This is a genomic window from Streptomyces sp. NBC_01433 (assembly GCF_026340105.1).
In the GTDB taxonomy this organism is placed as follows: domain Bacteria; phylum Actinomycetota; class Actinomycetes; order Streptomycetales; family Streptomycetaceae; genus Streptomyces.
Genome location: NZ_JAPEPM010000002.1, coordinates 71,213 through 82,406, shown reverse-complemented (window position 1 = coordinate 82,406; position 11,194 = coordinate 71,213). Strand labels below are relative to the sequence as shown.

10 protein-coding genes are annotated in these 11,194 nt (G+C 69.4%); all 10 read left to right on the top strand.

All coding sequences use genetic code 11. The features are described from left to right. Positions 1 to 91 precede the first annotated feature (91 nt). The 10 genes from OG413_RS28035 to OG413_RS27990 all read left to right on the top strand — a co-directional run bounded on the left by OG413_RS28035 (position 92) and on the right by OG413_RS27990 (position 11,116). Positions 92 to 655: a hydrogenase maturation protease gene (locus OG413_RS28035; RefSeq protein ID WP_266810559.1), complete on the top strand. Its 564-nt coding sequence runs from the start codon at positions 92 to 94 to the stop codon at positions 653 to 655. Between the two features lie 2 nt (positions 656 to 657). Beyond that, complete coding sequence (hypF, locus tag OG413_RS28030; RefSeq protein ID WP_266810558.1) at positions 658 to 3,234, top strand: carbamoyltransferase HypF; 2,577 nt, start codon at positions 658 to 660, stop codon at positions 3,232 to 3,234. A 48-nt stretch (positions 3,235 to 3,282) separates the two neighbouring features. Next, positions 3,283 to 3,579 carry a HypC/HybG/HupF family hydrogenase formation chaperone gene (locus OG413_RS28025; protein WP_266810557.1) on the top strand — a complete coding sequence of 99 codons (297 nt, stop codon included), beginning with the start codon at positions 3,283 to 3,285 and terminating at the stop codon, positions 3,577 to 3,579. Next, the gene (gene hypD / locus OG413_RS28020; RefSeq protein WP_266810556.1) at positions 3,576 to 4,679 is read left to right on the top strand and encodes a hydrogenase formation protein HypD; all 1,104 of its coding nucleotides are present in this window, start codon (positions 3,576 to 3,578) and stop codon (positions 4,677 to 4,679) included. The genes OG413_RS28025 and hypD overlap by 4 nt, the downstream gene beginning before the upstream one ends. Positions 4,680 to 4,684: 5 nt before the next feature. Continuing rightward, the gene (gene hypE, locus OG413_RS28015; protein ID WP_323137925.1) at positions 4,685 to 5,782 is read left to right on the top strand and encodes a hydrogenase expression/formation protein HypE; all 1,098 of its coding nucleotides are present in this window, start codon (positions 4,685 to 4,687) and stop codon (positions 5,780 to 5,782) included. Continuing rightward, the gene (locus OG413_RS28010) at positions 5,783 to 6,499 is read left to right on the top strand and encodes a DUF6390 family protein (protein ID WP_266810555.1); all 717 of its coding nucleotides are present in this window, start codon (positions 5,783 to 5,785) and stop codon (positions 6,497 to 6,499) included. A gap of 1,143 nt (positions 6,500 to 7,642) precedes the next feature. Further along, positions 7,643 to 8,806, top strand: coding sequence for an acyl-CoA dehydrogenase family protein (locus OG413_RS28005; RefSeq protein ID WP_266810554.1), 1,164 nt, complete (start codon positions 7,643 to 7,645; stop codon positions 8,804 to 8,806). A 250-nt stretch (positions 8,807 to 9,056) separates the two neighbouring features. Continuing rightward, positions 9,057 to 9,323, top strand: coding sequence for a MoaD/ThiS family protein (locus OG413_RS28000; RefSeq protein WP_266810553.1), 267 nt, complete (start codon positions 9,057 to 9,059; stop codon positions 9,321 to 9,323). Positions 9,324 to 9,355: 32 nt separating this feature from the next. Beyond that, positions 9,356 to 10,144 carry a class I SAM-dependent methyltransferase gene (locus OG413_RS27995; RefSeq protein ID WP_266810552.1) on the top strand — a complete coding sequence of 263 codons (789 nt, stop codon included), beginning with the start codon at positions 9,356 to 9,358 and terminating at the stop codon, positions 10,142 to 10,144. Between the two features lie 399 nt (positions 10,145 to 10,543). Continuing rightward, on the top strand, positions 10,544 to 11,116 hold the full coding sequence (locus tag OG413_RS27990; RefSeq protein WP_266810551.1) for a hypothetical protein: 573 nt from the start codon (positions 10,544 to 10,546) through the stop codon (positions 11,114 to 11,116). Positions 11,117 to 11,194 lie beyond the last annotated feature (78 nt).

Here is an 11,194-nt window from a genome sequence, read left to right as displayed (position 1 = left end):
GCCGTCGGCGTGCGGTCGATCCCCGACATCCGCAGGTACGTCAGAATGCGCTCCATGTGAGTGCGCCGCGCGAGTGGGAAGAGAGCATCCGGTGACGTGCACGGCGCGCGGCCACGGCCCCGGCCTGCCGGGAGGCGTGCTCGTGGCGGGCATCGGCAACCTCTTCCTCGGCGACGACGGCTTCGGCCCGGAGGTCGTGCGCCGGCTCGCCGCCGACCTCGGAGAGACACTCCCCACCGGGGTCCGGATCGTCGATTACGGCATCCGGGGCATGCACCTCGCGTACGACCTGCTCGACGGCTATGACGCGTTGGTGCTGGTGGACGCCTATCCCGGCGGTGGGCCACCCGGTGAGCTGACCGTGCTGAAGGTCGGCCCGGACGACCTCGGAACAGGTGAATTCGACGCACATGGCATGAATCCTGTCGCAGTGCTGGCAAATCTGGATCAACTAGGCGGTACGCTTCCGCTCACTCACGTCGTGGGCTGCACGCCCGCCGACGTCGGAGAGGGCATCGGTCTCAGTGAGGCGGTCGCCGCGGCCGTCCCACGGGCGCAAGCGGCGGTGCGCACGCTGATCCGTCAGCTGTCCCCGACCGGAACCGCACCCTCCCGAGAAGCCGCCCCCCTGTCCGACCCGCCCCGGAGGTCCTGATCATGTGTCTCGGCATTCCGGGGCGTGTCGTGGAGGTCGTCGAGGGATACGCGGGCCAGCTCGCTCTCGTCGACGTGGAGGGCGCCCGGCGCCGTGTCAACGTCGGCATGCTCGACGCGCCCCCGGCCATCGGTGACTGGGTCCTGCTCCATATGGGCTTCGCGGTGGAAGTCATCGACGAGGCCAAGGCGGCGGCAGCGCTGGCGGGGCTGGAGATGATGGGCAGCGGCGCCCGGGAGGAGGGCGACGTACTTCCTCGACAGGGGCGCATCAGGCGCCGGTTCGAGGTGCGTGGCGTCGTGCAGGGGGTGGGCTTCCGTCCTTTCGTCTACGTCACCGCCGCCGAACTCGCCCTCGTCGGCTCGGTGGCCAACACCGGCGCCGGAGTGGTCGCCGAGGTGGAGGGTGACGCCGCCGCGGTCACGGAGTTCGGCCGACGACTACGGGCCGATCCGCCACCGCTCGCGGTCGTGGAATCCGTCACGGAGGCGGACCGGCCGCTCTCCGGCGGCGCCGAATTCACCATCGCGGACTCCAGCGTCGCCGACCGGGTCCGCACCCTGGTCTCGCCCGACACCGCGACCTGCCAGGACTGCCTGGCCGAACTGCGCGACCCGGGGGACCGTCGTCACCGCCACCCCTTCATCACCTGCACTCACTGCGGGCCGCGGTTCACGATCGTCACCGGCCTGCCCTACGACCGCGCGGCGACGACCATGGCGGCGTTCGCGATGTGCGAGGACTGCCGCACGGAGTACCGCGACCCGCGCGACCGTCGCTTCCACGCCCAGCCGATCGCCTGCCACGCCTGCGGTCCACGCCTCGAACTGATCCGGAAGGACGGCGGGGCACCCCTCCACCAGGAGGAAGCGCTGCGCGTCGCCCGGCAGTTGCTCGCCGAGGGACGGATCGTGGCGGTCAAGGGACTCGGCGGCTACCACCTCGCGTGCGACGCCCGCGACGAGGCCGCCGTCGAGCGGCTGCGGCGCCGCAAGCACCGGGGCGGCAAGCCCTTCGCCGTCATGGTCGCCGGCCTCGACGTCGCCGGAGAACTGGTGACCATGACCGAGGACGAGAAAACGCTGCTCACCGGCCCCAGAAAACCCATCGTGCTGCTCCCTCGCCGTACACCCGCCCCCGCCCCGGGCGTCGCGGACGCGGTGGCGCCCGGCAGCCCGGATCTCGGCGTGCTGCTCCCGTACACCCCCCTGCACGTTCTCCTCTTCGGCCTCGATGATGACGCCCCCGGCCCCGACGCCCTCGTGATGACCTCCGGCAACCGCTCCGGCGAGCCGATCGTCACGGACGACGAAAAGGCGCTGAGCGAACTCGCCCCGCTCGCCGACGCCTGGCTGCGGCACGACCGGACGATCCAGGTGCCGTGCGACGACTCGGTCAGCCGATTCGTCGCGGGTGGCGAACTGCCCGTACGCAGATCGCGCGGCTACGCACCGCTCCCACTCGCCCTGCCCTTCGAGGTGCCACCGCTGCTCGCCGCGGGCGCCGACCTGAAGAACACCTGCGCTCTGGGGGAGGGCGGCTACGCCTGGGTCAGCCAGCACATCGGCGACATGGACGACCTCTCCACGGTCGAGGCGCTGACCCGCACGGCGGACCACCTCGGGCTGCTGACCGGCGTCGAACCGGAACAGCTCGTGGCCGACCGCCACCCCGGCTACCGCACCGGTGCCTGGGCGCGCACGCACTCCAGGGGCCGGGCGGTGCGCACCGTGCAGCACCACCACGCGCACATCGCCTCCGTGATGGGCGAGCACGGGCTCGGCCCCGGTGAGCGAGTCATCGGATTCGCGTTCGACGGCACCGGCCACGGCACCGACGGCGCGGTGTGGGGTGGCGAAGTGCTGATCGCCGACTACAAGGCCTACCGACGTGCGGCGCACCTGGTGTACGTGCCCCTGGCCGGTGGCGACGCGAGCGTTTCGCGCCCGTACCGGATGGCACTGGCCCATCTGTACGCCGCGGGTGTCGACTGGGACAGGGAGCTGCCCGCGGTCGCGGCCTGCCCGGCCACCGAACGTGGGGTTCTGGCCCACCAGTTCGCGACGGGCTTCGGCTGTGTCCCGACGTCCAGTATGGGCCGGCTCTTCGACGCCGTGGCCTCGCTGGCGGGCGTACGGCACGAGGTGGCGTACGAGGCGGAGGCCGCCATCACGCTGGAGGGCCTGGCCAGAGCGGCGCCGCCGGAGCCCACCGGCAACGCCTATCTCTTCGGCACGCGCACCGCGCCGGTTGCCGGCGAGCCGGTCCTCGCCGACCCCGGTCCGGTGATCCGCGCGGTGGTCTCCGACGTACGGGCGGGCGTTCCGCCGGAGCTGATCGCCGCCCGCTTCCACACGGCCGTCGCCCTGCTCACCGCCTCTCTCGCCGAGGCATGCCGGAAGGAGACCGGGATCGGCACGGTGGCACTGGGCGGTGGGGTTTTCCAGAACGCCGTCCTGCTCGAAGCGACGCAACTTTCCTTGGAGAAAAGGGACTTCACCGTCCTCCGCCCCCGTCTACTGCCGCCCAACGACGGCGGCCTCGCCTTCGGGCAACTGCTCATCGCGGCGTCCGGCTGACACCCGCGACCGAATCCCACCCAAGACCCGCAGAGAAGAGAAGACACCATGTGTCTGGCAGTCCCGGGGCGTGTGCTCCATACCGCCGAGGTCGACGGCGTCCTGATGGCGGAGGTCGATTTCGGGGGCGTGCGCAAGGAGGTGTGCCTTCAGTACGTTCCCGACGCGGTGACCGGCGAATACGTCGTCGTTCACGTCGGCTTCGCCATTCAGCGGCTCGACGAGGCGTCGGCCCGGGAGACCCTGGCCAACTTCGAGAGGCTCGGACTCCTGGAGGAGGAGTTCGGTGACGGCTTCGCGTTGGCCGCCCAACGGCAGGACCCGACGGAAGGAGCCGACCGGTGAAGTACCTCGACGAGTTCAGCGACCCCCAGCTGGCCGAACGACTGCTCGACCAGATCCACGCGGCGACGATCCGGCCGGTGGCGATGATGGAGGTCTGCGGCGGCCAGACCCACTCGATCATCCGGCACGGCATCGATCAGCTGCTTCCCGAATGCGTCGAGATGATTCACGGGCCCGGCTGCCCCGTCTGCGTGACCCCCCTGGAGATCATCGACCGGGCGCTCGCCATCGCCGCGCGGCCCGGCGTCATCTTCTGCTCCTTCGGCGACATGCTGCGGGTGCCGGGCAGCAGCCAGGACCTGTTCTCCGTGAAGAGCGCGGGCGGTGACGTCCGCGTCGTGTACTCCCCGCTCGACGCACTGAAACTGGCCCGGGAGAACCCTGACAGGGAGGTTGTCTTCTTCGGCATCGGCTTCGAGACGACCGCCCCCGCCAACGCCATGACGGTCCATCAAGCACGGCGACTGGGCGTGCGCAACTTCTCCATGCTCGTCTCGCACGTCCTCGTTCCGCCCGCGATGGCGGCCATCATGGAGTCCCCCACCTGCCGGGTGCAGGCGTTCCTGGCCGCCGGACATGTGTGCAGCGTGATGGGTACCTCCCAGTACCCGCCGCTGGCCGAGCGGTACCGGGTCCCCATCGTCGTCACCGGATTCGAGCCGCTCGACATCCTCGAAGGCATTCGCAGGACGCTCCTCCAGATCGGAGAGGGCCGGCACGAAGTGGAGAACGCCTACCCCCGTGCCGTGCGGGACGAGGGAAACCTGCCCGCCATGGAGATGCTGCGGGATGTCTTCGACGTCACCGACCGGACGTGGCGCGGCATCGGGATGATCCCCAGCAGCGGCTGGCGACTGGCCGCGAAGTACGCCGACTTCGACGCCGAGCTCCGGTTCGACGTGGCAGCGATCCGTACGGCCGAGTCGTCGCTGTGCCGGTCGGGCGAGGTACTCCAGGGGCTGATCAAGCCGCACGAGTGCGCGGCGTTCGGCAAGGAGTGCACCCCGAGAAATCCCCTGGGCGCCACCATGGTGTCCTCCGAGGGCGCGTGTGCCGCGTACCACGCGTACCGCCGACTGGAATTGGTCGATGCGAAGTGACTGAGATGACGAAGCACGCACCCGCCCCGGCCCCGGCCGTCCCGGCCGTCGGTCTGGACTTCGAGAGCTGGGTCTGCCCGGTTCCGCTGCGGGAGACCCCGACGATCGTGATGGGGCACGGCGGCGGCGGGGCGATGTCCGCCGAGCTGGTCGAGCACCTGTTCCTCCCGGCGTACGGCTCCGCGGCCACACCCGAGCTGGGCGACTCCGCCGTGCTCGGCGTCGGCGACGGCACACGGCTCGCTTTCTCCACCGACTCGTTCGTGGTGAAGCCGATGTTCTTCCCCGGCGGGTCCATCGGCGACCTCGCGGTGAACGGAACGGTCAACGACCTGGCGATGTCGGGCGCCGTGCCGCTCTTCCTGTCCTGTGCCTTCATCCTCCAGGAGGGGACGGCACTGTCCGACCTCGGGCGGATCGCGCAGGACATGGGCGCGGCAGCGCGGGCGTCGGGGGTCCGGCTGGTCACCGGCGACACGAAGGTCGTCGACAGCGGCAGTGGGGACGGCGTCTTCGTCAACACCTCGGGGATCGGGGTGATCCCCGAGGGTGTTGACATCGGCCCCCGCCGCGCGCGGCCCGGGGACGTCGTACTCATCAGCGGCGACATCGGGGTGCACGGCATCGCGGTGATGAGCTGCCGGGAGGGCCTGGAGTTCGGTACGACGGTCGAGAGCGACACCGCGCCCCTGCACGGCCTCGTCGCCGCGATGCTCGCCACCGGGGCCGACGTGCACGTACTGCGCGACCCCACCCGCGGAGGTGTCGCGGCCTCGCTGAACGAGATCGCCTGCGCCTCGGAGGTCGGCGTCGAACTGATCGAGCGGGAGCTGCCCGTACCTGCCACCGTGCGCGACGCGTGCAGCCTGCTGGGACTCGACCCGCTCCAGGTGGCGAACGAGGGCAAACTGATCGCCATCGTGCCCGCCGAATCGGCCGAGCGGGTTCTGGCGGCCCTCACCTCGCACCCGCTGGGCCGCGGGGCCCGCCGGATCGGCACGTGCGTGCCAGACCATCCCGGCATGGTGGTGGCCAGGACCGGCCTCGGCGGTTCCCGGGTGGTCAGCCTCCCGGTCGGCGAACAGCTCCCGCGGATCTGCTGAATGAGCGAGCGCGGCGCGATCCTCTTCGCCCGATACGCCTATCCGCCCAACGAACTCGGCTACTGCGGCCCCGCCGACGCCTCGACCCTCCTCCGCCCCGAGGAGACCGCGGGCATCGAGCGTCACGCCCGCCGGTTCGAGGGGGCCTGGTGCTATCTCGAATTGCTCGCCGAGACAGCCGGTCTCTCCGACCCCCTCGACGAACGGGTGGTCGAGGCGTACTGGATCGGCAACGAACTCCTGGACCGGACCGACCCGGCCGCCCTGCTGGCCCGGCTGCGTGACCGCTTCCGGGGCCAGCGGGGCGGAACCTGGCACGACGCGTCCGACCGCGCCCGCGCCCACCACAGCTTCCAGGTCTTCGACGTGTACCCCTGGGCCCACCTGCTGCGCACCTCGGGCAATCCGACGGCTCTCTCCGTTCTCGACCGGTGCCGCATCCGCACGGGCGTGGTCCGCTCGGTCGACGGCGAATCCGCCACGGTCGAGTCCCGCCCCCTGGACTGGACAGGCACCCACCTGGCCCACGGGGCTGCCCGCGAGGAGTCCGTACGCTGGTCGACGGGCGGCCGGTCGCTGATCCCGGGAATCGCCTGCGGCGATGTGGTGGCGCTGCATTGGGACTGGGTGTGCGATGTCCTCACCGAACCACAGGCGGCACGCATCCGATCGACGGAGGCCCGCCAACTGGCGTCCCTGAACCGTGACCCGGTTTGACGGAGATCTCGGGTGTCGGTCGTGACCTGGGGTTGCCGGCCGAGGTGCTTCAGCCGTACGGACCGTACAGTCGCCGGCCGGGCGGTCAGGTGTGGCGGGCCGCCGGTGTGGTCCGGGTGGTGCGGACGGTGAGGTCCGCGCGCCGCAGTACGCCACGGGGGCCGTCACTGTCGATGACGCATCGAGGGAGGCCCGGAGTCCGGCGAGGTCGGCGGCGCCGATGGGGCCGGGCTCGATGGCGTGCGCGGTGGGGGATTCGCCCCGTACGACGGACCGGACAGCGGTGGTGGTGTCAGTCATGACGGCTGCTCGGTTACGGGTCAGGGCATGCCCCGAAGCCTCACACCGAGATCGCGGCGCAGAAGGCCTTGGAGTACCAGGGGGCTCGCAGGGCCGCGGCGCGTGCTCTCCGGCAGCTCAGGATCAAGAGCCACCGGGAGGAACCGGAGCGCGGCGACCCCGACCTGGAGGGCGTGCGAAAGGTGAGGCGCAAAAGATACGCCGGCTTCGTCGAAGGGTTGCCGACCAGCGGGACCGCCATCCGTGCAGGTCTGTACCGTGAGGCGAACGCGTCCTGTCACCCGCTGAGGTTCGCCAACGCATGTTTCTCCGACGGCAGTCACGGTCGTAGCGGCTGTGACTACCGGCCAATCGGGACCCGCGTGCTGCGGGCCACGGGACGTGCAGGCGCTTCGGGCAGGCCGGCACCCGCGATGCTCGTCCCACCCCTTTCAACGGCTGCATTTCCTGGCCGCCGCGGTGCCCAGGCGTGATGTGCCCGTTGGCAGCTGGTGAAACACCGTTTCCGCGCTTCGCCCATGACCTGCGGCATTGCTCCGGGCCGGGGCCGCGTGTTGTACGCCGGAGCCTCTGTCCCTCCCCGTGGAGGACGCACATGTTCACAAGCGTTCAACGCGTGCATGCCTCGGTCGTGCGGGCCCCGTTCCCGCTCCCATGAAGCGGGTGCTTAATGGTGACGTGCCCACCTGGGGGCGGCAATCAGCCAGCACCCCGCCGTCGGGATCCGTCCTGGCTACAGCTATTGCCCTCAGCGTGGGCATGCGGCTGGACGTCTCCGCCGATGGAGCCAGTTGTCGGCGGTGGAGTGGGTTCGTCGAGGGAGGTATGCGCATGGCTGATGTCATGGACCGTCGCGACGAGGTGGCCGGATTCGTCCGTCACCGCTGGGGGGACCTGCTGGCCGAGATCGGCAGGACCGTGGTCGACCGGGATGAGGCGAGGCTCCCACCGCCGAACGATCTGCTGGCTCTGGCGGGTTCCACCGGGCTGCTGTCGCTCTCGCTGCCGCGACACGTGGGCGGGGAGGACGCCGACGCCCTGACCTGGGGGATGGTGCTCGAACAGATCGGATATCTCTGTGCGGATTCCGCACTTCCGCTGATCATCAATCATCAGATCGATATCGCGAGGCTCGTGTGCGCGTCGGGCCGCGCCGACCTGATCGAGACGTATGCGGTTCCGCTTGCCCAGGGCCGGTCAGGTGCGGGTATCGCGTACACAGAGGATGCCGACGCCTTCTCGTTTCGCACCCTGCTGCGCCGTAGAGGTGACGACTACGTCCTGTCCGGACACAAGACCTATGTGACCGGCGCGCTGATCAGCGAAGTGTTCCTCACCTACGCGCTGGACGAGGCCGGGGACATGCAGGCATGTATGGTGCAGCGCGATGATCCCGGCGTCACAGTGACGGCCGCCGAGCCCGTTGCGATGCGGACGGCCGGCGCGGCCTCGATCGCCTTCGAAGACGTTCCGCTGCCGGCCGACCGCATACTCGTGGCGACCGACGGGCTGACGCACGCTCAAGGCTTCCTCAGTTACCAGCGGTTGTGGGCCGCGTGTGCGCCGCTGGGCCGAGCCCAGGCAGTCCTGGAGGACTGCGCGACACGGCTGGCCGCCATCGACCGCTACGGCGAACCTCTCGCCGGGCTGAAGAACGTTGAGGCATCCCTCGGGCGCATGTACGTGGCGGTCGAGACGGCTCGGGCCGTGCTCTATCACGCACTTGGGCGCGTCGCGGCCGGCCGTGCGGAGCAGGTATTCGATCCGGTGGTCGCGGCAGCCAAGTACTTCGCCGTGGAGCAGGTCCGGTTCGTGCTCGATCGGGCCCTGGCCCTGCTGGGTGGCCACGGCTTCTACGGGACTCCGGACCTGGGAAGGTACATGCGCGACTTCTCCGGACTCTCTCTGCTCGCGGGAACCCAGGACATCCTCGAAGTCAATCTGGGGGCGGGAGTGGCGGCACGCGCGGGCAGACCGCCCGCCGCCAAACCGCACTCAGCGCTGTAAGGACAGATCCAGAGTCCCGTCGCACTGCCCGAAGGGCCTCAGCCTGACGGCAGGGAGGCCCACGGCCGTGCAGATGGCGAGGAAGAGCGCGATCGGAACACCCACCCCGACCGCCGGCGGCAAGACGTCGCGGTGGCGCGCGGGTCCCGGACCCGGGCTTGCCCGCCGACGGTCCAAGAAGCAGTTGGCTCCACAGACCTCGGCTCGATCCGCGTGCCGGCCTCATGACACGAGAAGAACGGAGACGTCCATGACTTTCGAATTCAACGGAATGCTCTTTCGGGCAGCCGACCATCAGCGCACGGTGTCGATCACGGCCACCACACTGAGCGATGCGCTCAACGAGCTGACATCGAAATTCCCGGAACTGAAGAGACTCCTGCTGGACAACAGGGGACAACTGCGTCAAGCGCACCGCGTGTGCCTCAACAGTGAGATCGTCAATCGGCCCGACATCGACATGCCGCTGTCCGAGGACGACTGTATCGAGTTCTTCACCGCGATCGCCGGCGGGTGAGCCCGACTGGCGAACGCGGCGACGGGGGCACTATGAACCGTGCGGAACTGGAGGGCGCGCTCTGGGGAGCTCGCGCCCGTGACTGGGCCGACGTACAGGAGCCGACCATCCGGCCGGTCTGCCGCACCGTCCTCGGTGAACTGGGTGCCTGGCAGGGCAGGACGCTACTGGACATCGGCTGTGGCGCAGGCGACTTCGTGGGCATGGCCAGTTGCCTGGGCGCGAGGGGCAGCGGGCTGGATGCCTCCGTCGCACTGATCGAGATCGCCCGGAAGCGGAACCCCGCGGGCCTGTTCCGTGTCGGTGATATGCAGTACCTTCCGTTCCCCGACGACGCCTTCAACGTCGTGACCGCCTTCAACAGTCTCCACTTCGCCACCGACCCCGCAGCCACCGTCGCGGAGGCCATACGGGTCACCCACCCGGGCGGCAGCATCGTGATCGCGACGTGGGGTCCGCCCTCTGAATGCGATGCCATCACCTACTTGCTCGACCTCGGCTCACTGATGCCGCAAGGACCGCCAGACCGCCCACCCTCCCTCGACCCCACCGACCTTGACGCACCCGGAGCTCTCATGACCAGGGCAGGACTGACTCCGTCCGCGTGGCGCAAGGTGCACTGCCCCTGGGAATACCCCGATCTGGGCACCGCACTGCGCGGCCTCCTTTCGACCGGCCCGGCAGCACAGGCGATCAGTCACTCCGGACAGGGCCGAGTAGCCGAAGCCATCGCCGAATCGATCGCGCCCTACCGCTGTGGCGACGGCTCGTACTCCCTCAGCAACACCTGCTACTACCTCGTCGCGACCACAGACGGATAGAGAGCCCTCATCGCCTGAATGCTCAACCCACATGCCGGAGAAAGCGCCGAAACCGGTCGCAGCCGAAGCGAACGCGGTTTCCTGCTGGTCAAGTTCCGTGCTTTCGGTGTCCTTCCGGGGTGGGCCGACAGGCGTGACGAGGAGGTGGCAGGCAGGGACGACCGTGGTGGGTGACGGCGGACCGGCTGGTGAGTTCCGGCGGGTGCACTTCCGCCGGACAGGACGGGAGACGCTTCACACCGGGGCAGCCCCGGAAGGGCTTGATGCGGTGCGGGACCGGTTCAACCTGCCGCAACGCCGGCACAGTAGACGGTGTACGCACTCTTGGAGGGGCTTGATGTGGTGGGGGACCGGGTCAATGTCGCAGGACTTCCGGCTCGCTGCCGTGTTGAGGGCGTGATGAGCACACAATCCGTAACCGATGATACCGAAGCCGACCATGTGCGGCAGTCTCTGGACGGCGCCCACACTCCCGTCCTCCAGCGGCAGCTGTACCTTCTGTGGCAACAGGCCGACGCCACCCAGCTCAGGCTTCTCCTCAGCGAGGAGATGGCGAACGCACTGGTCTACATGCGACGGACCGGTCATGCGCGGTACGACGCACGCGCCCACGCCTGCACCACGGACCAGGAAAAGCAGCTGCTGGCCACCCGTATGACTGAGACAGTTCGCCGGACTGCTTTCGGAGCGGGCACTTCGGTGCGGGTGCTGGGCGAGCCCAACACCGGGATCATCACCCACGCCATCCTCGGGCACGACTACGACAGCCCGTACCCGGCAGTCTGGTACGTCGTTGCAGCACCGCTGCGCCGCCTGTGCCGCGCCCACGGTGCCGACGAGATCGAAGAAGCCTTCCCACAAGGCAACGGGACTCCCAGGATCAGACCGCAACAGCCAGGAGATGACGGCCGCAGACAGTGGGCAACTGGCCGCAGAGCAAAGCCGGCTCCTCGCAACGACGGTGTGACATGACTGGTCACCCACCCGCGGCACCCGCCACCGGAGGAGCGTGTACTTCAACGCTGACGGCATGTTCGGACTCACCCTGCG

Bases quoted from the DNA above. Each gene is read 5' to 3' on its own strand.
- hypF (WP_266810558.1), top strand. From the start codon at position 658: ATGTGTCTCGGCATTCCGGGGCGTGTCGTGGAGGTCGTCGAGGGATAC.
- OG413_RS28025 (WP_266810557.1), top strand. From the start codon at position 3,283: ATGTGTCTGGCAGTCCCGGGGCGTGTGCTCCATACCGCCGAGGTCGAC.
- hypE (WP_323137925.1), top strand. From the start codon at position 4,685: ATGACGAAGCACGCACCCGCCCCGGCCCCGGCCGTCCCGGCCGTCGGT.
- OG413_RS28010 (WP_266810555.1), top strand. From the start codon at position 5,783: ATGAGCGAGCGCGGCGCGATCCTCTTCGCCCGATACGCCTATCCGCCC.
- OG413_RS28005 (WP_266810554.1), top strand. From the start codon at position 7,643: ATGGACCGTCGCGACGAGGTGGCCGGATTCGTCCGTCACCGCTGGGGG.
- OG413_RS28000 (WP_266810553.1), top strand. From the start codon at position 9,057: ATGACTTTCGAATTCAACGGAATGCTCTTTCGGGCAGCCGACCATCAG.
- OG413_RS27995 (WP_266810552.1), top strand. From the start codon at position 9,356: ATGAACCGTGCGGAACTGGAGGGCGCGCTCTGGGGAGCTCGCGCCCGT.
- OG413_RS27990 (WP_266810551.1), top strand. From the start codon at position 10,544: ATGAGCACACAATCCGTAACCGATGATACCGAAGCCGACCATGTGCGG.